Source organism: Rhizorhabdus dicambivorans, assembly GCF_002355275.1.
Taxonomy (GTDB): Bacteria; Pseudomonadota; Alphaproteobacteria; order Sphingomonadales; family Sphingomonadaceae; genus Rhizorhabdus; species Rhizorhabdus dicambivorans.
Map to the genome: position 1 here is coordinate 4,001,972 of NZ_CP023449.1, position 21,589 is coordinate 4,023,560.

Annotated in this window: 19 protein-coding genes; 8 read left to right on the top strand and 11 right to left on the bottom strand. The window is 66.3% G+C overall.

Annotation, left to right across the window (positions count from 1 at the left end; genetic code table 11):
* Positions 1-95: 95 nt before the first annotated feature.
* From CMV14_RS18830 to CMV14_RS18840, 3 genes are all read left to right on the top strand, one after another.
* The gene (locus CMV14_RS18830) at positions 96-350 is read left to right on the top strand and encodes a hypothetical protein (protein WP_066961122.1); all 255 of its coding nucleotides are present in this window, start codon (positions 96-98) and stop codon (positions 348-350) included.
* A 512-nt stretch (positions 351-862) separates the two neighbouring features.
* Positions 863-2,053 carry a CoA transferase gene (locus tag CMV14_RS18835; protein ID WP_238147089.1) on the top strand — a complete coding sequence of 397 codons (1,191 nt, stop codon included), beginning with the start codon at positions 863-865 and terminating at the stop codon, positions 2,051-2,053.
* Positions 2,047-3,429 carry an amidohydrolase family protein gene (locus CMV14_RS18840; RefSeq protein WP_066961125.1) on the top strand — a complete coding sequence of 461 codons (1,383 nt, stop codon included), beginning with the start codon at positions 2,047-2,049 and terminating at the stop codon, positions 3,427-3,429. Before CMV14_RS18835 ends, CMV14_RS18840 begins: the two co-directional genes overlap by 7 nt.
* On the opposite strand, the gene CMV14_RS18845 is transcribed toward CMV14_RS18840, so the two are convergent.
* From CMV14_RS18845 to CMV14_RS18855, 3 genes are all read right to left on the bottom strand, one after another.
* Complete coding sequence (locus CMV14_RS18845; RefSeq protein ID WP_066961129.1) at positions 3,424-4,278, bottom strand: LLM class F420-dependent oxidoreductase; 855 nt, start codon at positions 4,276-4,278, stop codon at positions 3,424-3,426. The genes CMV14_RS18840 and CMV14_RS18845 overlap by 6 nt on opposite strands.
* 31 nt (positions 4,279-4,309) lie before the next feature.
* Entirely contained in the window at positions 4,310-5,491 is a 1,182-nt protein-coding gene (locus tag CMV14_RS18850) for a hypothetical protein (RefSeq protein WP_066961132.1), read from the bottom strand.
* A gap of 85 nt (positions 5,492-5,576) precedes the next feature.
* Positions 5,577-6,422: a MaoC/PaaZ C-terminal domain-containing protein gene (locus CMV14_RS18855; RefSeq protein WP_066961136.1), complete on the bottom strand. Its 846-nt coding sequence runs from the start codon at positions 6,420-6,422 to the stop codon at positions 5,577-5,579.
* 134 nt (positions 6,423-6,556) lie between these two features.
* Here CMV14_RS18855 and CMV14_RS18860 point away from each other — a divergent pair, with 134 nt between their 5' ends.
* The 3 genes from CMV14_RS18860 to CMV14_RS18870 are packed head-to-tail and all read left to right on the top strand — an operon-like array spanning position 6,557 to position 9,375.
* Complete coding sequence (locus tag CMV14_RS18860; RefSeq protein ID WP_096367867.1) at positions 6,557-7,384, top strand: SDR family NAD(P)-dependent oxidoreductase; 828 nt, start codon at positions 6,557-6,559, stop codon at positions 7,382-7,384.
* A 13-nt stretch (positions 7,385-7,397) separates the two neighbouring features.
* The gene (locus CMV14_RS18865) at positions 7,398-8,606 is read left to right on the top strand and encodes an acetyl-CoA C-acyltransferase (protein ID WP_066961515.1); all 1,209 of its coding nucleotides are present in this window, start codon (positions 7,398-7,400) and stop codon (positions 8,604-8,606) included.
* The gene (locus CMV14_RS18870) at positions 8,599-9,375 is read left to right on the top strand and encodes a glucose 1-dehydrogenase (protein ID WP_066961139.1); all 777 of its coding nucleotides are present in this window, start codon (positions 8,599-8,601) and stop codon (positions 9,373-9,375) included. The genes CMV14_RS18865 and CMV14_RS18870 overlap by 8 nt, the downstream gene beginning before the upstream one ends.
* 53 nt (positions 9,376-9,428) lie before the next feature.
* Here the strand turns inward: CMV14_RS18870 and CMV14_RS18875 are convergent, their stop codons facing one another.
* From CMV14_RS18875 to CMV14_RS18890, 4 genes are read right to left on the bottom strand one after another with little or no spacing between them, the layout of a single operon-like run.
* Entirely contained in the window at positions 9,429-10,169 is a 741-nt protein-coding gene (locus tag CMV14_RS18875) for a glucose 1-dehydrogenase (protein ID WP_066961142.1), read from the bottom strand.
* Between the two features lie 11 nt (positions 10,170-10,180).
* A complete protein-coding gene (locus CMV14_RS18880) occupies positions 10,181-12,418 on the bottom strand; it encodes a TonB-dependent receptor (protein ID WP_066961145.1) in 2,238 nt (745 codons plus the stop codon).
* Positions 12,419-12,473: 55 nt separating this feature from the next.
* Positions 12,474-12,884 (bottom strand): YybH family protein, encoded by a 411-nt coding sequence (locus CMV14_RS18885; RefSeq protein ID WP_066961517.1) that lies wholly within the window; start codon positions 12,882-12,884, stop codon positions 12,474-12,476.
* A gap of 22 nt (positions 12,885-12,906) precedes the next feature.
* A complete protein-coding gene (locus CMV14_RS18890; RefSeq protein ID WP_066961149.1) occupies positions 12,907-14,148 on the bottom strand; it encodes a cytochrome P450 in 1,242 nt (413 codons plus the stop codon).
* A 212-nt stretch (positions 14,149-14,360) separates the two neighbouring features.
* Here CMV14_RS18890 and CMV14_RS18895 point away from each other — a divergent pair, with 212 nt between their 5' ends.
* A complete protein-coding gene (locus CMV14_RS18895) occupies positions 14,361-14,975 on the top strand; it encodes a TetR/AcrR family transcriptional regulator (protein ID WP_176489049.1) in 615 nt (204 codons plus the stop codon).
* Between the two features lie 64 nt (positions 14,976-15,039).
* On the opposite strand, the gene CMV14_RS18900 is transcribed toward CMV14_RS18895, so the two are convergent.
* The gene (locus CMV14_RS18900; RefSeq protein WP_066961153.1) at positions 15,040-17,277 is read right to left on the bottom strand and encodes a TonB-dependent receptor; all 2,238 of its coding nucleotides are present in this window, start codon (positions 17,275-17,277) and stop codon (positions 15,040-15,042) included.
* A 306-nt stretch (positions 17,278-17,583) separates the two neighbouring features.
* On the opposite strand from CMV14_RS18900, the gene CMV14_RS18905 reads away from it, so the two are divergent.
* The gene (locus CMV14_RS18905; RefSeq protein WP_066961156.1) at positions 17,584-18,885 is read left to right on the top strand and encodes a spinster family MFS transporter; all 1,302 of its coding nucleotides are present in this window, start codon (positions 17,584-17,586) and stop codon (positions 18,883-18,885) included.
* A 170-nt stretch (positions 18,886-19,055) separates the two neighbouring features.
* On the opposite strand, the gene CMV14_RS18910 is transcribed toward CMV14_RS18905, so the two are convergent.
* Genes CMV14_RS18910 through CMV14_RS18920 form a run of 3 tightly spaced genes read right to left on the bottom strand, consistent with a single transcriptional unit; the run spans position 19,056 to position 21,566 of the window.
* Positions 19,056-19,955: a TIGR03619 family F420-dependent LLM class oxidoreductase gene (locus tag CMV14_RS18910; protein WP_176489050.1), complete on the bottom strand. Its 900-nt coding sequence runs from the start codon at positions 19,953-19,955 to the stop codon at positions 19,056-19,058.
* Positions 19,956-19,980: 25 nt separating this feature from the next.
* The gene (locus CMV14_RS18915; RefSeq protein WP_066961159.1) at positions 19,981-20,376 is read right to left on the bottom strand and encodes a Zn-ribbon domain-containing OB-fold protein; all 396 of its coding nucleotides are present in this window, start codon (positions 20,374-20,376) and stop codon (positions 19,981-19,983) included.
* Positions 20,373-21,566, bottom strand: a complete 1,194-nt coding sequence (locus CMV14_RS18920; RefSeq protein WP_238147090.1) for a thiolase C-terminal domain-containing protein — start codon at positions 21,564-21,566, stop codon at positions 20,373-20,375. The genes CMV14_RS18915 and CMV14_RS18920 overlap by 4 nt, the downstream gene beginning before the upstream one ends.
* Between the last annotated feature and the right edge of the window lie 23 nt (positions 21,567-21,589).

Genomic DNA, 21,589 nt, shown 5'->3' on the forward strand with positions numbered 1-21,589 from the left:
CGGCCTCCCCGCCGGCAGCCCCTCCCAGGGAACGATTCGCATCGACGGGCGTCCTTTGCCCGAGCGGGGAATATTTGTTGCTTAGCAGACAACCCGTGTCGTTCAAAACCACCGCCACCGCTATCGGCGTGACGATTGCTCTCGGTGGGCTGGCTCAGCCCGCAGCCGCAGTCGACATGTGGCCATCCACGCCGACAACCACCAACGCCCGCGTCAGCACGATGATGAACCGTCTCGACCGGTTCGAACAGCGCCGCGATGCGATCGAATCGTCCCGCTACTATGTGATGCGCCAGAAGGACGACGTAAAAGTCGCGCTTAGCGCCGATCGCAGGGGCCTTTCGCGCTAGAGTTCTGGTTTGGGCCGGATCAGCCGACGGAGAAGCGGTCGAGGCTCGACATCCACACGGCAAAGGGGGCGGCGTCCTGGTGGCGACCGCCTCCCTTTTTATGTGATTGTCCAAACATAGGACGTAGGACAATGCCGTGCCTCAAATCGTCCACCCGGCGGAACCGGGCTACGAGGCCGAATAAATCCCGATTTGAACCAGCGCCCGGTTCGTGCGGGATTGCGCGTTAACCATAATTACCCCACAGTTCGAATCACTGGAGTCACATCCTCAAGGGCAGAGGAATGGCGACGCGATCGGGGCTCATACAAAGGCTGCAATGCCTGCTCGGCCATCACAAGCGGTCGCGCGGACGGATTCAGGAATCCGCCACGACCGTCACGAGCGTTTGCCGCCATTGCGGCGTCAAGATGATCCGGGTCGACGGCAAATGGGAAAAGGCCAAATAGGCCCATAAATCTGGCCATGCCCGAAAGCGGCTTTCCACGGCGGCAGCAGGCCAATAAGCCGGGATGATGGAAGCGCGCGACGATATCGCCTTGCCGCTGCATCACTGGGCGGAAACCGAGTTGCGCCGGTTGGCGTGCGCAACCGGCTCGGCCGCGATTGAAGCGCTCGATGGGGCGACCCTGCTGGGCGAACGCGCGGCACTCAATGGATTGCGCATTCCCGGCACGGTCTCGGCGGGCGGTGGCTGCCGGCTCGTCACCGCGCTCGACGGCTGGATCGCTTTCAATCTCGCTCGTCCCGACGACCGCGAACTGCTCCCGGCGCTGTTTGGCGACGGGACGCTCGATCCGAACGACGACGGGGCCATCGAGCGCGCCGTGGCAGAACGACGCCGCTCCGAGTTGCTGCCCCTCGGGCGCGAGCTAGGGCTGGCCATGGCGGCGCTGGACGAAAGCCGCCCCGGGCCTGCCGCCTTGGTGATGACCGATGGTCGCCCGCGCGCAACCCCGCTTCCAGCCTCGCCGCTGGTGATAGACTTGTCCGCGCTCTGGGCGGGTCCGCTCGCGGGCCATCTGCTCGGCCTGGCCGGGGCGACCGTCGTGAAGGTCGAGAGCCCGCGTCGGCCCGATGCGATGCGCGACGGCGACCCCGGCCTGTTCGCCCGCCTCAACCAGGGCAAGGCGAATGTGGCGATAGACCTGCATGGCCGCGGTGGCCGGGCGGCACTGCTGGGTCTGATCGACCGCGCCGACATCGTCATCGAAGCAGCCCGCCCGCGCGCGCTGGCCCAGCTCGGCATCGACGCGGAGCGGATCGTGGGGCAGCGCCAGGGCCTCGTCTGGCTCACCATCACCGCGCACGGCGTCGCCGGGGACGCGGCCAACTGGGTCGGATTTGGCGACGATGCCGGCGTGGCGGGCGGGCTGAGTGCCGCGCTCCTCGCCGCATCGGGCAGGATCGGCTTCGTCGGGGACGCCATCGCCGATCCGCTGACCGGCATCGCTGCCGCCCGGATTGGCTGGGAACGCTGGGCCTCGGGCACGGGTGCGCGGATAGCGCTGTCGATGCGCGACGTCGTGGCCGAGGCGCTGCGGTCGGAACGGGCGCGCGACGCGGATGCGCTCGATGCGAACCTGCGGCAATGGGCGGCGGCGGCGGGCCGCCCCTTCCCCGTCCCGCGGATGCGGGCGACTGGCCCGGTACAGCCGCTTGGCGCCGACACCGGCGCCTGGCTGGGAAGCGCGCCATGTTGATCCGGAACGCCAGCCTGCTGGATGGCAGCCCAGCCGATGTGCGGATCGCCCATGGCCGCATCGCCGCGATCGGCAGGCTCGACCGTGCAGGGGAAGAAGCGTTGCTGGACGCGGAGGGCGGCCTGCTGATCCCCGGCCTGCACGATCATCATATCCACCTGCCCGCGCTGGCCGCGAAACGCGCCTCGATCCTGTGCGGCCCGCCGGAGGTGGAGGATGAGCCGGCCCTGCGCGAGCGGCTGAGACAGCCGGGCACCGGCTGGCTGCGCGGCATCGGCTATCATGAGTCGATCGCCGGAATGCTGGACGCCCGCACGCTCGACGACATGCTGCCCGATCGCCCGGTGCGCATCCAGCACCGCTCGGGCCGGATGTGGTTCCTCAACTCCTCCGCGCTCGATATCCTGCTGGGCGCATCCACCCCGCCGCCGGGCCTCGAACAGGTCGACGGCCGCTATACCGGCCGCCTGTTCGATGCCGACCGCTGGCTGCGCGAGGCGCTGGGCGGCACCCCGCCGCCGCTCGCCGACACCAGCGCCTTGCTCGCCTCCTACGGTATTACCGGCGTCACCGAGATGTCGCCGGCCAACGACGCGACGGCCGCCGCCTGGTTCGCCACGGAACAGGCCGAAGGCAGGCTCCGCCAGCGCTGCCTGCTCTCCGGAACGCTGGCATTGGCCGATGCTCGGTTCACGGCGATGCTGCGGCCCGGCTGCGCCAAGCTTCATCTGCACGAACATGATCTGCCGCCGCTCGACGAGGCGACCGCCTTCATCGCCACCGCGCATGACAACGGATGGCCGGTCGCAGTCCATTGCACCACCGAGACCGAGCTGGCCTATACGCTTGCCGCCTTCGATGCCGCGGGATCGCGGCAAGGCGACCGCATCGAACATGCCTCGATCGCGCCCGATCCACTGGTAGCGGAGATGGTCAGGCTGGAACTGCGCGTCGTCACCCAGCCGAACTTCGTCGCCGAGCGCGGCGACCGCTATCTGGCGGATGTCGAGCCCGAGCTTGTCCCCGTTCTCTACAGGCTGCGGTCGCTGGCGAGCACGGGACTGGTGCTGGCCGGAGGCAGCGACGCGCCGTTCGGCGAGCCCGATCCCTGGGCGGCGATGCGCGCGGCCGTCTCCCGCCGGACCTACAAGGGTCGGATCGTCGGTGCGGAGGAAGCCCTTAGTCCCGAGGAGGCGCTGGCCTTGTTCCTCGCCGATCCTGCGGACCTGTCACGCCAGCGCCGGATCGCGCCCGGCGCCGATGCCGATCTCTGCCTGCTCGACCGCCCCTGGTCGCTGGCGCGCACGCGGCTACAGGCGCGCGACGTGCGCGCGACGCTGATCGACGGCGCTGTCGCCTGGGGGAGCGATCTATAGCAGCGCCGCCGCCAGCTGACGCCACTCCTCGCGCGGCAGATCCTTGGATGCGAAGGCATCGCCCCGGATCACCTGCAGGCAGACATGATCGGCACCCGCATCGAGATGCGCCTGCACCCCCGCGCGGATCCGCTCCATCCCGCCCCACAGGAAGAGCGCATCGACCAGCCGGTCGCTGCCCTTCACATCCTCTTCGTCATAGCCAAGCCGCAGCCAGCTGTTCACATAGTTGGGCAGGCGCCGATAGCGTTCCAGCGCGGCGCGACCGATGGCGCGGGCCTTGTCCGGGTCGGTTTCGAGGATGACGCCCTGCTCGGGCGCCAGCAGCGCACCGGGCCCCAGCCGCTCGCGGGCGATCCTGCTGTGCGCAGGCGTCGTCAGATAGGGATGCGCGCCCGCCGCCCGGTCGCGCGCAAGATCCAGCATCTTGGGGCCCAATGCCGCGAGGCAGCGGCGTTCCGGCCCCATGCCGGCGGCGTCGAGCCCGTCGAGATAGGCGGCCATCGTCGCCACCGGCTTGGCATAGCCCTCTATCAGCGGGCCATGGCTGATCCCGAGGCCCAGCATCGTGCGGGCCTGCCGCTCGGCCGATTGCCCCGCCCACCAGGCAGCGACATCTGCCGCCGGCTGTTTCCAGATATTGATGATACCCGTGGCGATCACCGCCCGGCTGGTGGCATTGAGCAGCCGGCCGACATCGTGCAGCACGCCATCGTCTATGCCGCCCGGCATCCAGATCGCGCCATAGCCGAGCGCGTCCAGCTCGGCCGCGGCCTCAGCCGTCTCGCCCGGGTCGCCCAGGCGCAGCTCGATCGTCCAGATTCCGATCCGACCCAGATTGCCTCCCATCCTCACTCTCCTCCTTTATCTGGCGGCGAGGTTAACAGCCCGGAGGGGCAGGCGCGACCTCCGATCGGGCCGAAGCGGCCCGCGCCGTCGCCATGGCCAGCAACAGGACGAGGATCGAGATCGCCATGAATGCGACCGCAACCCAGGCGACGGCCGTCACGCCATGATGGCTGATGAACGCCGAGGCGATCACGGGAGTGAGCGACAGCCCCAGCATCTGTGCGCTGCCGATCAGCAGCACCGCGCGCAACGAAGGATCGAGCCGGATCAGCAGCGGCAGCTGGAAGGCAGGCACGCCCATCCAGCACAAGGCATAAATGCCCATCGCCACGTTCAGCACCATATCGGCACGCAGCAGGAAGATCGTCAGGACGCAGCCGATGCACACCAACGCCGCGCCGATGCAGACCGGCAGCGGCCGCAGCCGTTCCGCCAGGATCGACGAGAGCACGCCCCCCGCTATCTGACAACCGATCGCGGCGGAAATCGCGACGTGCGATGCCGCATCGCCATGGCCGAGCGCCCGGAACAGCGGCAAGGCATAGACCCACAGCGCCATGATCCCGCCGAGCAGACAGCCCACCGAAGCCAGTGCAAGCAGCCCCGCCGCCGGAGGCAAGCCGCCCCGCTGCGCCTGTTCCCCTCCATAGCCCGTGGCGATGCGCGGCATGGCGAACAGCAACAGGCCCAGATCGATCGCCGCTAACGTGCCATAGCCGCCAAGCGGGCCCAGCCGGGGCACCAGCACCGAGGATAGCAGCATCGACAACAGCAGCGCGCCGGTGGCCTGGACGCTGATATAGATGGCGAACAGCCGCCCGGGCGTCGCCGAACGGCTCACCAGACCGACGAATATCCAGAACAGGAATCCCGTCCCCATCCCGTTGACGAAGCGGCACGCCAGCACCGCACCCCCGTGCATCGCCGGGGTCAGCAGGTTGGCCGCGAGCATCGCGACCAGCGCCACCGCGGCCCGGCGCCGCAGCGCCACCGGCTCCAGCCGCAGGGCGGCCACGGTGGTGGCTAGCGCCATGCCGGTCAACTCGGCGGTCGCGCCCTGGCCGATCTGCGTCACCGACAGCCGGCCCGCGTCAAGCATCGAGCCGAGCAGGATAGGCTGCAGCGCGTTGATGCAGCCGATCCCCGCCCCGATCGCCACCGTGGCAGCGACCATGCTGCGGGCGACACCCTCCGTCCCCGTCTTGCCCGTCATCCGACCGCCGCTCCCCTGCCATTGCGGCGCCAGCTTGGAGTGCGGGGGAACGCGGACAACTGGCCTATGTGCTGGTCGGCGCGGATCAGTTCCAGCGCACCAGCCCGTTGCTCAGCACGAGTTGATCGCGTTCGGCGGCACGGACGCGGAAAGCCGCCTGACCATCGCCTTCGCGCCACATTTCGGTGACGAGCGTGTCGCCCGCGAAAACCGGCGCCGAGAAGCGCGCGTCGAAACGGCGCAGCCGCCCGGGATCGCCATCGCACAGCGCACCGATCGCGGCGCGAGCGGCGATCCCATAGCTACACAGCCCATGCAGGATCGGTCGCTCGAAACCCGCCTTGCGCGCGAAATCGGGATCGATGTGCAGCGGGTTGAAGTCTCCCGACAGGCGATAGATCGCCGCTAGGTCCGGCCGCGTTTCGATCGCGGCCGAAAGATCGGGCGCCCCGTCGGGCATCGGATGCGGCAGTTCGGCGGTTCCGCTCGATTCTCCAAAGCCGCCATCGCCGCGCGCGATGATGGTAGCGCGCACCACGGCCACCGTCTCGCCATTCTCCGGATCGGTCAGCGTCCGCGAATAGATGATCGTCGCGCCCTTGCCCTCGCCCCGGTCGATCACCGCATCGACCTTCATATGACCGACGAGCCGGCCGGTGGCCGGCAGCGGACGATAGAGCTCGAGGCCCTGGGCGCCATGCAGGATCTTGCTCCAGTCGACCCCGGTGCGAGGATCCTGCAACCAGAAACCTTCATTGGCGATCATCACCGCCATGGTGGGAACGGCCTGCAACCGCTTCTCATAGACATAGTCCAGATCGCTTCCCTCGGGCCGGATGCCGAGGCCGAGCGCATAGAGAATGGTGCGCGACGCATCATAGTCTTCCACGATCGGGCCAGCCGTCCAGTTCCTGACCACATCGACGTCCATCAGATCCTCCCTTTCGATCCAGCGTCATCGTGCGGCGGTCAGCAGTCATCCACTAGCAAAGCGACTAGTTTGCCCCCGCTCTCCCCCACCATAGAGCCGCTCCAATAGGCATCGGCCCGATGATGGAGGAATCTTTGTCCAGCTTGGATGGTAAGGTCGCGATCGTTTCCGGCTCCGGCCGTGGGATCGGGCGGGCGATGGCGCTCAAGCTCGCCTCGGAAGGGGCCGCCGTCGTGATCAACGATATCGACGAGGCACCCGCAGCCGAGGCGAAGGCCGCGATCGAGGCGATCGGCGGCCGTGCGACGACGGTGGTGGGGGACGTCACCGCCGCCGACTTCGGCGACCGCTTCGTCGGCGCGGCACTGAACGAATTCGGCCGGCTCGATATCGTCATCAACAATGCCGGCTATGCGCTCGACAACCTTATGCAGAAGGCCGACAGCGACCAGTTCGAAGCCATGCTCGACGTCCACGCGGCGGCGCCGTTCCGCATTCTCAAGGCCGCCTTCCCGCACTTCCGCGAGCAGGCCCGCATCGAAGCCGAGAACGGCCAGGAGATATTCCGCAAGGTCGTCAACATCTCGTCGATCGTGGCGCTGGCAGGCAATCCCGGCCAGGTGTCCTATTCGGCCGGCAAGGCCGCGATCATCGGCATGACCCGGACGCTTGCCAAGGAATGGGGCCGCTACAAGGTCAACGTCAACGCGATCGCCTATGGCGTGATCCAGACCCGGATCGTCCAGCCGGTGGCGGGCGACAAGCCGGCGGTGAAGATCGGCGACCGCGAGATCGCGATGGGCATTCCGGAGAAGCTTCACCAGGCCATCAGCGCGCAGATCCCGATCGGGCGCTGGGGCACGCCGGAAGAGGCGGCCAATGCCGCCTATCTGTTCTGCACCCCCGAATCCAACTTCATCAGCGGCCAGGTAATCACGGTCGCCGGCGGCGCCACGGGCTGAGAAGGACCATATGATGACCGACGTCGCCATTGTCTCCACCGCACGCACCGGCATGGCCAAATCGGTGCGGGGCAGTTTCAACGCCACCCACCCCATCCGCCTCGCCGGCCACGCGATCAGCCATGCTGTCGAGCGCGCGAAGCTCGATCCCGCCGAGGTCGAGGACGTGCTGCTCGGCACCAGCCATCCCGAAGGGGCGACCGGCTTCAACATCGGCCGCAACGCCGCGATCGCGGCGGGCTGCCCCGCGTCGACCAGCGGCGCCACCGTCAACCGCTACTGCGCTTCGGGCCTCCAGGCGATCGCCATGGCGGCTGGCCGCATCCGCGGTGAAGGCGTGCCGGTTATGGTCGCCGGTGGCGTCGAATCGATCTCGCTGGTCGAACGGGGCGGCAGCTTCAACCTGGGACACGCCACCGAGGCCGGCCTACTCCAGACCAAGCCCGCCCTCTGGATGCCGATGATCGAGACTGCGGAGATCGTCGCCGACCGCTATGGCGTCAGCCGCGAGGCTCAGGACGCGTTCGCCCTGCTGAGCCAGCAGCGCACCGCCGCCGCTCAGGCCGCCGGCCGCTTCGACGCCGAGATCGTGCCGCTGACCACCATCTGGAAGAAGGCCGACAAGGCCAGCGGCACCACCGTCGACGTGGAAGTGACGGTGACTTCCGACGAATGCAACCGCGCGGATACTACCCTGGAATCGCTCCAGGCCCTCGCCCCGGTCTACAAGAACGGAGCGATCGTGAAGGATGGCCGCTTCGTTACCGCCGGCAATGCCAGCCAGCAGTCCGACGGCGCCAGCGCCTGCGTGATGATGAGCGGGGCCGAAGCCGATCGACGCGGAATATCCCCGCTCGGATGGTTCCGCGGCTTCGCCACCGCGGGCTGCGAGCCGGAGGAGATGGGCATCGGCCCCGTCTTCGCCGTTCCCCGCCTGCTCGAACGCCATGGCCTGACGGTCGGCGATATCGGGTTGTGGGAGCTCAACGAGGCCTTCGCATCGCAGGCGGTCTATTGCCGCGACAAGCTCGGCCTCGATCCCGACAAGGTCAATGTCGATGGCGGCGCCATCGCCGTCGGCCACCCCTATGGCATGACCGGCGCGCGTTGCGTGGGCCACGCCTTGATCGAGGGCAGGCGCCGTGGCATCCGCTGGGCGGTCGTCACCATGTGCATCGGAGCGGGTATGGGCGCCGCCGGCCTTCTCGAAATCAATGGCTGAACAGGGCCGCCTGGCCGGCAAGACCGCGCTGGTAACCGGCGCAGGATCCGGCATCGGCCGGGCGATCGCCTCGCGCTTCGCCGCGCAGGGCGCCACCATATTGTTCACCGACATCGATGGCGACAGGGCGGCGCAGGCCGCAAGCGCAGCCGGCGGCCATGCGATGCGCCTCGACGTTACCGACGAGGCGGGCTGGGCCGCCGCCGCCGAGCAGGCCGAAGCCGTGCTGGGCGGGCTCCATATCCTCGTCAACAATGCCGGTATATGCGAGCCGGGTTCGGTCGAGGACACCGATCTCGCCAGCTGGCGCAAGACCCATGCGATCAATCTCGACGGCGTGTTCCTCGGCTGCCGCACGCTGCTGCCGCTTATGACGCGGACGACGGAGAGGGACGGCCATGGTGGCGCCATCCTGAATATCTCATCGGTTTCGGCGATGGTCGCGGCCGGCAATTTCGCCAGCTATAATTCATCCAAGGCGGCGGTACGACACCTCAGCAAGTCCGTCGCGCTCCATTGCGCGCGCAAGGGCTATGCGGTGCGCTGCAATTCGATCCACCCGACCTTCATCGACACGCCGCTGATCGATGGCCTTGGCGCGGGCGCCGACCATGGCGCGATGATCGCCAAGCTCGCCCGGCAGGTGCCAATGGGACGGGTCGGCGATACCGACGATGTCGCCTGGGCGGCCGTCTATCTCTGCTCCGACGAGGCGAAGTTCGTGACCGGCGCCGAGCTGGTGATCGACGGGGGCCTCTCGGCGCAATAAAAAATCGCCGCCCCCGCAGGGGCGGGGACGGCGCAGGGGGGATATTGATCGGTTCAGGTGGCCGAGCAGATCGACAGGCCGCCATCGACCACAAAGTCGCAACCCGTGGTGTAGGAAGAGGCATCCGAGGCCAGGAAGACCACGGTCTGGGCGACCTCGTCAGGCGAACCCTTGCGCTTGATCGGCTGGTCGACCGGGTCATCCATGCCGACGGTCATAGCCGTATCGATCATGCCGGGATGGACGGCGTTGACGCGGATATTGTCGTCGCCCACCTCCAGCGCGACGCATTTCGTCATGCCGCGCACCGCCCATTTGCAGGCGGTGTAGAGCGACAGCGAGCGCACCCCGCGCATCGCCGCGCAGCTTGCGATGTTGACGATGCTGCCGCCGCCCGCGCGGCGCATTGCCGGAATGATCGCCTTGATGCCCTGGAACACGCCCAGCACATCGACGTCGATCATCCGCCGCGCCTCGTCCTCCGGGCAATGTTCCAGATCGCCCCAGATCGCGATGCCGGCGTTGTTCACCAGCACCGAGACCGGACCGAAGGCCTCTTCCGCCGCCGTGATGGCCCCGGCCCATTGCTCGGCCGAGGTGACATCGAAGGCATGGGACCGGGCGTTGGCGCCGATCGCGGCGGCCACCGCCTCGGCTCCACCGGCGTTGATGTCGGTGACAAGCACCTTCGCCCCCGCCCCGGCCAGCGCCCGGGCAAAGGCCGCGCCCATGCCCTGCGCCGCGCCGGTGACGATCGCCACCTTGCCTGCCAGTACGCCTTCGCTTGCCGTCATCGTCCTTCCTTTCAGAACTTGTAACCGAGGCTGACGCCGATCTCGCGCGGCGGGGCATAGGCGCCCGCGTCGCCCTCGTTCGAGATGGTGGTGGCGACGACATAGGCCTTGTTGGTGAGGTTGCGGCCATAGATGCCGAACCGCCAGCGGCTGTCCTCCGGCGTGTAGCCGATCTGGCTGTTGAGGGTCGCGTAGCCGTGGGTCTTGACCCGGCCGGTCAGCTCCCACTTATAGGAGGAGGAATAATAGAGCGTCGCGTTGCCGTCGACCTTTCCGCCCAGCATCTCGCGGTTGTAGTTGAGCGTCAGGTTACCGCTGAACTTCGGCGTCTTGAGCAGACGGTCTCCGCTCGCGTCATATTGCACCTGCTGGAGGCCGGCAGCCGTCAGCGGGAAATCGAATGCGACGCCGTTCGGGTAGGCACCATATTTGGCATGCGGCAGCCAGGAGCCGGCCGCGCGGATCGTCAGGCTGTCGCTGAGCCGCAGTGACCCGTCGATGTCGAAGCCGTAGATCTTCGCCTTCGACGCATTGCCGAGCACGGTGCCCAGGCCCAGGTAGAACTGAACCTGCAGGTCCTTATAGTCATAGTAGAAGGCCGACACGCTCAGGCTGGCATTGGGCGAGCCATATTTGACGCCGATTTCGTAGGAGGTGAGCGTCTCGGGCTGGGCCACGTCGTTGCTGAGGTTGACCGACTCCAGCACCCCGCTCTTGAAGCCCTTGCTGTAGGTCGCATAGACGTTGGTGCGGCTGTCGATGTCGTAGCGGACCGAGATGCGCGGGGTCCATGCGTCCCAGCTCGGGCCGCCGCCGAAGTCGAACGGGGCCGAACCGAGCAGCGATCCGACGCCGCGCTTGCGCTCCCACGAATAGCGCAGGCCGCCGGTGACATGCAGCGCTTCGCTCGCATCCCAGGTCAGCTCACCGAACGCCGCCAGCGCCTTGGTCTTGACCTGCGACGCCGTGAAGAAGGGGGCTCCCGGCTGCGGCTTGCCGCCGACCAGCGGATTGTTCACCTCGCTGTCGAGGTGAGAATTGTCGCGATAGTAGAAGAGGCCGCCGACGAAGCGGACGTCACCGATCTGTTCGGAGGCGAAGTTCAGTTCCTGCTGGAAGGTCCTGCTCGGCCCATAATAGACGACATAGGGGGTGATGCAGGCGAACGCCGCGACGCAGCTCGGCGCATGGGTGCCGTCGATATCGGATACGACCAGGCCGTTGACATAGCTGTAGCCGGTCAACGACGTCAGCGTGCCGATGCCGCCGATGTCGAACTCGCTCTTGAGCGAGGCGCCACGGCTCTTGGTCTTGGAGATGCCTTCGCTGTCCTTGAGCTCGCCGACGACGTGCCACGGATGCTGGCTGTAGGTGACGTCGGGGAAAAAGCTGGAGATGGTGACGCCGTTCAGCGAGCGCATCGTGTTGCCGGCATGATCGTTGCGGCGGCCGGCATAGGCTGACAGCAGGAAACGGATGTCGGAGCTCGGTTCGAAGCGGAGCTTGGCCCGCACGATATAGGCATCGACATTGCCGGCGCGCTTGCCGGTCAGGTCGTTGGTCAGATAGCCGGCGGTGTTCTCGTAGAAGCCGGCAATGCTGGCGGCGAGCGTGTCCGTGATCGGACCGCTGACATAGCCCTTGGCGGTCAGGTGGTTCGACGTCTTGACGTTGTTGCCGACATAGAGCCCTTCGGTGACGGTGAACTCACCCTCCGGCTTGAAGCTGGGCGACTTGGTGGTGACAGAGATGGCACCCCCGGTCGCGTTACGGCCGAACAATGTGCCCTGCGGACCCTTCAGCACCTCGATCCGCTCGACGTCGGGCAGGTCGAAGATATTGCCCTGCTGGTTGGGCTGATAGAGCCCATCCAGATAGATGGCGATCGGCGAATCCGCGCCCGCCGCTGTCAGCGTGGTGCTGACGCCGCGCAGGTTGGGCTGGGCGAACGGGCCCTGGGCGGTGAAGTTCAGCCCGGGCACGACCTGGTTGAGGTCGCGCATGTTGGAGATGCCCGACCTGGCGAGTTCCGCGCCGGTCTGGGCGACGATGGTGATCGGCACCTTGCGGACCGATTCCGAGCGGCGCTGCGCGGTGACGACGATGTCGCCGATCGCCTCGCCCTCGCCCGCCGCAGCTTCGGGGTGCGCCGCCGGAGCGGGGGCCTCCTGGGCCGCTGCCGCCGTCGCCAGCATCGCCGCGCCGACCATCAGCGCCGCGCGGATGCCGAATTGCCGATAAACCTTCATGCTTTTACCTTTCCCTGAAACGGCGCGCCTTCCCGAACGGCCGGATTGTGTTTCGTCATTCGCTGAACAGCATCGTCCAGATGCGCTCGGTGAACAGCCAGCGGCCGTCGATGCGGTCGAGCCGATCGTCGTAGCGGCCCAGCGCCTTGCGGATGCTTCCGCTGTGATCTTTCAGCGTCTCCGTGGTGTAGGTGCGAGCCACGGCCTGATCGCCGTCGATCGCGACGTGCTGCGGAACGCAGAGCAGGAAGACGAAGGGGAACAGCGCCTGCGCGTCCTCGAACGCCTTGCGGATCGCATCCTTGCCCAGCACTTCCTCCAGGCCCGGCATGTCCGGAACGCCCCAGCGGCAGTCGTCGGCCCAAAGCGCCATCACCGCGCCGCTGTCGCGCCGCATCACCGCGTCCGAATAGCTTTCTATGCAGCAGCGGACCTCGAGCTGATCGCGGATCCATCGATCGGTCATCGCCGGTTCCTCCGGATAGAGCTCACGCGACATCCCATTCGAGCTGTAGCGCCGTGATTACCCGGCTGCCGAAATTGGGCACGTAGCTGATCGCCTGGTCGGGTTTCAGCCGCAGGCTGGGAATGCGCCGCGAAAGGTGCGCCAGCGCGGCGTTGAGTTCCATCCGCGCGAGCGGCGCGCCGGCGCAGAAATGCTTGCCGGTGTTGAAGGTCATGTGCGGCACAGCCTCGCCCCGGAACGGGCAGAACTGTTCGGAATCGCCATATTTGCCGGCATCGTGATTGGCCGAACCGAGCATCATGACGACCTTGTCGCCCTTGCGGATCGTCTGCCCGCCGATCTCGCTATCCTCGGTGCAGTAGCGGAACCAGGCGAGCAGCGGCGCATCGAAGCGCAGGCTTTCCTCGACGAAATCGCTCACCCGATCCGGATTGGCGAGCAGCGCATTCCAGCGCTCGCGCTTCTCCAGCAGGTGATAGATGGTGTTGGTGAGGGCGAGCTTCGTGGTCTCATGTCCGGCACCGACGAAGCTGTGGGTGAACATGATCACGAGCTCGTCCTCGGTCAGGTTCGCCCGCCCGCTCGACAGTTCGGCGAGGATGTCGCTCAGCAGGTCGTCCTTGGGATTTTCGCGGCGGGCGACGATCTTGGCGCGGATATAGTCCTGGAAAGCGACGGCGTTCTTGGCGGCGGAGACCTGCTCCTCTTCGGTCAGCGCGGCGAGCAGCAGCCGGAAGGTGTCGTCGATCCAGACCGGGAAATGGCTCATATCGTCCTCGGCCTCGTTGAAGCCGATCAGGTTGAGCGTGGTCAGCATCGCCAGCGGATAGGCGAACTCCGAGACATATTCGCACGAGCCGCGCGCGATGAATCCATCGATCAGCCGCTCCACCAGGCCGTCGACGATGGGCTGCATCTCGCGCAGCCGCTTGGGGTTGATCACCCCCATGATCGCGCGGCGGAAACGGGCATGGTCGGGGCCGTCGCCGGACTGGACGTGCCGGGTCTTGTTCCAGTCCACGCCGGTGCCGAGGATGCGCGCCGCCTCGGGGCAATAGGCACCGCCCTGCGCGGCCTGGAGTGCATTCTCGACGGTGAAGGCCCCGCTGCGCGCGATCTTCACGACATCGTCATAGCGGGTGACGATCCAGCCCTGATGCTTCTCGGACCAGAAGATGGGCGCCTTATCGCGCGCCTCGGCCAGAAAACCGTAGACCTCCTCGAACGACGCACCCGCCGGTTCGAACTCGTTGATGTGGTCCACGCCTCACTCTCCCGTCGGTAGAATATTGGTCGATCCGCCAATTTTGCGGAGAGGTCTTGGTCGATCCACCAAGAAAAATTTGATATTGGCACTTCTGATAGGTCGATCGGTGAAGACACCATGCCAAAAGGGCCCACATGGAAGAGGGGAACGAACAGGGGAGCACGGTTTCGCGCGGTCGCAGGGGCTCCGCCAAAGGCGAGCAGACGCGCATGCGCATCCTCGACGCCGCCGAGGAGCTTTTCTCGGTGCGCGGATATTATGGTGTGTCGTTACGCGACATCACCGTTCATGCCCGGGTCGAGAATGCCCTCGCCAGCTATCATTTCGGCACGAAGGACAAATTGTTCGTCGCGGTGATCGAGCGCCGCGCGGCCGAACATCGCGCCGACATGCTCGCCGCTTTCGAACAGGTGATCGCCGAGGCCGCCCCGGGGCAGCCGAGCAATGAAGCGCTGGTCAGGGCCTATGGCCGTCCGCCGATGGAGAAGATCGGCCGCGGCAAGGACTGGGCCGCCTATATCCGGCTGATCGTGTCACTGCAGAATCTGGATCGGCGGGACCGGGTGAGCATCCTCACCAGCCCCTTCTACGACGACGTGATCAAATATGTCATCGACATCTTCCTGCGCGCCAACCCCGGGGTGCCGCGCCGCCGCGTGCTGATGGGCCTCTATTTCCTGCACGGCGCGTTCATCCACATCCTCTCGCAGGTCCGTGCGCTCGAACGCGTGATGGAAGAGCAGGACGAGCCTCTGCAGGGTGCCGACGATGTGCTGGACGAACTGGCCGGCTTCTTCGCGGCGAGGATGCGAGCCACGAACTGACCGCTCGAAAAAGAGATCGCCCCGGTGCGAAGACCGGGGCGATGGTCACGCCGGGCGGGACGCGTCAGAATTTGTAGCTGAAAGTGCCGCCGAACATCCTGGGTGGCGTTACCGACACACGGTCTACCTCCCGGGCACCGGCTGCATAGTCGGCCGGGGTCAGCGCATAGAAGAAATAATTGCCCGATGCCGTGGCCGACCATTTGTTCAGCAGATTGCGCACGAACAGCTGGACCTTCCACGGCTGGCCATCGGGCTGATAGGTCGCCGACGCGTTGACGAAATGCTTCTGCGCGGTCAGCGGCACCACGATCTGCTGCGCGTTGACGGCATCGAGCTGATATTTGGTCGCATATTTATCCGACACGCGCAGGCCGAGCTCACCCCCGCCGATCGGCAGGTTGAGTTCCGCGAAGACGGTCACGTCATGGGTCGGAACGTTGGGCAATGTGTTGCCGGTGCAGTTCGCGCCCCCCGAAGTGCAATTCGGGAAACTGATGTAGCGGGCATGGGTGTAGGCATAGTTGGCGCCCAGCGAGAGAAGCGGCGAAACCTTGCCGAGCAGTTCCAGCTCGACACCCTTGACCCGCGCCTTGCCGGCATTGGAGTCCTGGAACACGCCGCCGACGAGCGAGCGAACCTGGAGATCCTTGGTATCAGCCTGGTAGAGCGCGACATTGGCACGCAGCCGGCGGTCAAACCAGCTGGTCTTGGCGCCCAGTTCATAGCTGGTGCTGCGTTCCGGCTTCAGCGGCGTCAGCGCGCGCTGGACATTGGTGGCCGCGATCGAGAAGCCACCGCCCTTGTAGCCGCGCGAGACGCTGCCATAGAGCAGCACGTCACGATTGGGCTTGAACTCGACGATCGCGCGCGGCGTGAAGCCGCTGAAATTCTTGCCCCAGTTGACGAAATAGGCGGCGCCATAGGCGAAGCTGAAACCCTGATGATCGGTATAGCCGCGCTTCCTGTCGGTGGTATAGCGGGCGCCGGCCGTGATCGCGAGCTGATCCGACAGGTTGAACTTCATCTCGGCATAGGGCGCGAAGCTGGTCGTCTTGGCGAGGCCCGCCGCCAGCGCCCGCTGGAACACCCCGCCGGTTATCACCGACAGATAGGACTGGGTGAAGGTACCGTTCTGGTTCAGTTCGATCAGCTTGTAGATGCTGTCACGCGAATAATAGGCGCCAAGGATATATTCGAGCGTCCGTCCCTTCTCCGACGTCAGCCGCAGTTCCTGGCTGAACGCCCATTCGTCGTTGACGTCCTTGCGCGGGAACTGGAGCGGCAGCGGGGTCGCGTCGATATCCTCGCCCCATTGCTGCTTGAGCGAGCGGTAGGATGTGATCGCGGTGACGGTGCCGAGAGCCGTCGTCCAGTCGAGATGGCCGACGATCGAGAAGACGTGACGCCGCACATAGCCGTCATAATCGGCGTAGCTATCGTGGACATCGGGCGCAAACTGGTTCTGCTGCGCCACAAAGAAACCGGGGCCGAACAGGCGGCCATGGCTGCCGGCGTTGTTCTGGCGCAGATAGGATGCCTTGAGGTTGATCTCCAGATCGTCGCGCGGCTGGAAGCGCAGCGATCCGCGCAGGCTGTAGCTTTTCAGGTCGTTGAGCTTGTTCCCGGTGAAGACATTCTTCGTATAGCCATCGACATGGTGGAAGCTGAACGCGGTGCGCGCCGCGACCTTGTCTGACAGCGGCAGGTTGAAGAAACCGTTGGCCTCGAATCCGGGACGGCTGAGCAGGCTGGCATTGATCTCGCCGGAAGCGGCATCGAATTCGGGCCGGCGGGTGGTGATCTGGAGCGCGCCGCCGACCACGTTGCGGCCGAAGGTGGTGCCCTGGGGCCCGCGCAGCACGGCAATCTGGGCGACATCGTAGAAATCGGCATCGAACGAGGCCGTGGTGCCGTAATAAATGTCATCGATGAACACCGCGACCGGCAGGTCGAGCCCCGGCGCGTCGTTGGTCTGGCTCTGTCCGCGAATCTGGATCGCGGTGGTGCTCGCGCCCTTGAACGGGATGAAGGACAGGCCAGGCACTGCCTGGACGACGTCCGCGAAATTCTGGATGCGGTTGCGCTGCACGTCTTCGCCCGACAGCGCCGTGACCGCGATCGGGACACGCTGCAGCGATTCCGCGCGGCGGGTGGCGGTGACGACGATGTCGGTCAGCCCGGTTTCGCCATTCTCGGCCCCTTGGCCCGGCGCGGCCGCCGGCTGTGCCGACACGGGTGCTGCAAAGGCGATCGTGGCAGCCCCCAGCCACAGGCTTGTCTTCCAGCAGAGCTTCTTCATGATCCTCATCTCTCAGATTATCGTTATGTTGCAGGGATATGGGTCGATTGGCGCAGCCGACCGCGGTCTGCTCGCGCGGTAAAGCGCGGCAGCTTCTCATGATGCTGGCCAGTCCGATCGGGTGTGGCCTGACTATGCCCCTGGCACGGCCCGCCTAGCAACGCCGGAATCGCTCACTTATCCAAAGTGCCAAGATCGTTCTTTCAATGTTCTACTCGTCACCTAGCCAAAGCACCACCTGCCCTTCCTGCCTGCGAGTGTGCATAAGGAGGCCGGGCCGCGCCCGTACGAGGATCAGGAGAGCAGATGTCCACCAGCGTGATCGAGCCGGACTCCGCCGCGAAGCGGCGCGAGCAGCGCTATGCCGGCTATGTGCTCGTCCTGCTCTTCCTCGTGTCGGTGTTCAGCTATGTCGACCGGACGATCATCACCGTCCTGCAGGTCCATCTCAAACGCGACCTGGCGCTCTCCGACACGCAGCTGGGTGTTCTGACCGGCGCGTCCTTCGCGCTGCTCTACACGATCGGAGCGCTTCCGCTCGCGCGGCTGGCTGACCGGACGATCCGGCGCAACCTCCTCACCGTCTCACTCTTCGTCTGGAGCCTGATGACCGCGCTGAGCGGCTTCGCCCAGAATTTCATGTCGCTGATCGCGCTCCGCATGGGCGTCGCGATCGGCGAAGCCGGCTGCGCGCCGACCACCCATTCGCTGATCGCCGACTATTTCACTCCGCGCCGTCGTGCCACCGCAGAGGCGATCTGGGCGCTGTCGATCCCGATCGGCACGATGCTGGGGCTGGCGGTCGGCGGCTGGCTGGCCGAGACGGTCGGCTGGCGCCACACCTTCATGATCCTGGGCGTGGCGGGGATCGTCGCCTCCCCCTTCGTCTTCCTCACGCTCAGGGAGCCACGCCGGGGCCAGCATGACGGCCCGGACAGCGATCTCACCATACCGGACCTCAGGACCTCGGCCGCGATATTGTGGAACAAGCGCACCTATCGCTACATGGTGTTCGCGATCGGCTTCCACACCATCGTCTATTATGCCTTCATGAGCTGGTCCGCGCCCTTCTACGTCCGGCTGCACGGCATGTCGCTGGGGGACGTCGCGTTCCGGCTGGCGCTCCTCACCGGCATCGGCGGCGTGATCGGCACCTTCCTGGGCGGCTTCTGCGCCGATCAGTTCGGACGGCGGGATCCGCGCTGGTACATGTGGACCCCGATGGTCGCCTGCCTGCTGACACCGCCCTTCGCGATCGCGCAGTTCCTGACCGGCGACACCGAACTGTCCTGGCTGCTGGCGATCGTCCCGTCGGTCATGGTCAACGCCTATGTCGCGCCGATCAACGCCACCACCCAATCCCTGATGCAGCCGGCGATGCGGGCGCTCGCCTCCTCGATCACGGTGTTCAGCGCCGGCCTGTTCGGCATGGCCGTGGGGCCGGTGCTGGTCGGCGCGCTCAGCGACATGTTCGCGGCGCGGATGGGTGACGAGGGGCTTCGCTACGCTATCACCCTGCCGATGGCGATAGACTTCATCGCCGCAGCCTTCTTCTTCATCTCGGCGCGCCACGCGCCTCGGGAGATGGCGCTGAACGACCGGGGCTAGAGCCTCGTCGTTTAGCGCACCAGACGATCAAGGCCCGACGTCGCCCCGGCGGAGGCCCGGGCCGCAACCGGCTCTTGCCGCCACCTCGCAGCCCAGTCGCAACGGGCACAAAAGAAAAAGGGGCCCGGATCGACAGACCCGGCCCCTCCTCTAACTCGATCGATGCGCGATCAGCGCGGCGTGATGCCCATCTCCGCCGCGAAGGCCGCCAGCTTCGCTTCCTTCTCGGCGATGCTCAGCGGTCCTCCCTTCGGCCAGAGGTGCGGTCCCCACAGCACGATATGGTCGAACCCTTCGGCCAGGAAGCTGCCGACCGTCTCGACGTCCGGGGATTCGGGGCGGAGGATATAGGAGAGCGGCTCATTCTTGCCGAGCGCGCGCCGTTCGGCCTCGATGGTGTCGCGCAGCCGCAGCGCCTCTTCCAGCGAGATCATCGCCGAGTTCATCCACATGTCCGCCACGCGGGCGACGCGGCGCAGCGCCGGACCGGTATTCCCGCCGATCACCAGCGGGATCGGGGTCGGATCCTTCGTCACCTGCTGGCTGCATTCGAACTGAAAATGCTTGCCGCTATGTTCGAAATAGCCGCCGGCCCAAGCCTTCTGCATGATGTCGATCGCCTCATCGAGGCGCGAGCCGCGCTCGTTGAAGGGCACGCCGAGGATATCAAACTCCTCCTTCAGCCAGCCCGCGCCGGTGCCCAGCCGGAAGCGGCCGCCCGAGACATGCCAGGCGGTGACGGTGGCGCGTGCCAGCAGCAGCGGGTGCATCAACGGCACGATGACGATGGCGGTGCCGATCTTGAGGTGCTGGGTGGCGCCCGCCACAGCGCACAGGAAGGCGATGGGATCATAAAGGGTGACGTGCGGGCCGAGGATGTCGTCCTCGGTCACCTCGCTCCGTTCGGTATGCCCCGGATGGGCGCTCTGGAACGATGACGGGTTCACATAATGCTCGCCCATCCACAGCCCTTCGAAGCCGAGGCGGTCGGCCGCTTTCGCCAGCGCGAGCAACTGGTCAGGCGGATAGTCGTAGGTCTGGATGCCGAACTTGGTCTTGGCCGTGGCCATGTCTCTCTCCCGGGAATTAAAGCTGTCAGGCCGACGCGGGCCGCCATTGCGGCAGCGTGACGTCATCGGCGACCTGTTCGAACCAGACCTCCATCGGCTGGCCGATCTCCAGCGCGGCGTCGCCATCGATCCGGCCGATCAGGCGCACGTCCTGATTGTCGTCCAGGGTGACCACCACCAGCACATAGGGGGCCGGATAGTCAGGATGGATCTGGTGGGTGACGGTGGTGAAGCTGTACAGTCTGCCCTTGCCCGATGCCTCCTGCCAGGCACTGCGCGGTTCGCGGCAATGGCTGCAGAAAGGCGCCGGCGGATGGCTGCCACGCCCGCAATGCTCGCACGCAGCATAGACCAGCCGGTTCTCGCGCGCCGCGGCGAAGAAGGGGCCGGTATCGCGATCTTCGGTAAATGGCAGGATCATGCGTTCCTCCCCAGCACCACGGCCGACCCGAACGGATAGAGACCGCTGGTGACGAGGCCGGCCTGGGCCCCCTCGACCTGATTGTCGGCCTCCCCGCGCAGCTGGCGAACGGCTTCGTAGAAATGGTTCAGGCCGTGCATATAGCCCTCGGACATATTTCCCCCGGCGGTGTTGATGGGTATCGAACCGCCCCGCGCGATCGCGCCGGAGGCGGCGAAGGGGCCGCCTTCGCCCGCCCTGCAGAAGCCGAAGGCTTCGAGCTGAAGCAGAACGCTGATCGTGAAGCAGTCGTAGAGCTGGGCGAAATCCATATCCTGCGGGCCGAGACCCGCGCGGCGCCACAGTTCCTCGGCCGCCTGCCGCCCGCCGATGTCGGTGACGTCGCCGCGCGACAGTGCCGGGAACATCATGCCCGCCCTAGTGTCGGACGGCTGGCCGCCGGCCACCGCCCGGATCGTAACCGGCGGCTTGGCCAGATCGCGGGCGCGCTCGGTGGTCGTCACCACGACGGCGCAGGCACCATCGCTCTCCAGGCAGAAGTCGAACAGGCGCAGGGGCAGCGAGATCGGACGGGACGCCAGATAGGCCTCCATCGTCAGCGGCTTGTCGTGCATCTGCGCATGGGGCGTGCGATTGGCGGCCTCGCGACAGGCGATTGCGATCGCGCCGAGATGCTCCTGCTTCGTGCCATATTCGTGCATGTGGCGCTGCGCCATCATCGCGAAATGCTGGCCGGGGGTGAGCAGGCCGTAAGGCTGGTACAGCTCGTCATAGCTGCCGAAGCCACCCGCCCGCGCCCGAGGGCCGCTGGGCGATCCGAAACGGTCCTCCGACCGACCGTTGAGCGAGCGATAGACGACCACCGCCTTCGCCTGGCCCGACAGCACGGCCGCAACCGCGAGCCCGATCATCATCGACGGCGCCGTTCCGCCGGGGCCGGTCTCGCCCCAGAAGTGCAGCCGCCGGAGGCCGAGCCCGGCCGCGACCGACACCGGCATCGTCCGGTCCATGTCGCAGCGGACGATGCCGTCGATATCATCGGGGCTCAGCCCGGCATCAGCAATCGCCGCGCGCGCGGCCTCCGTCGCGAGCGCCAATGTGCTGCGTCCCGAATCCTTGGAATATTCGGTCTTGCCGATGCCAACGATCGCGCATTTGTCGCGCGCCGCCAGGGCGAGGTCTTCCATCATCCTGCAATCATCCTTCCGGTCGG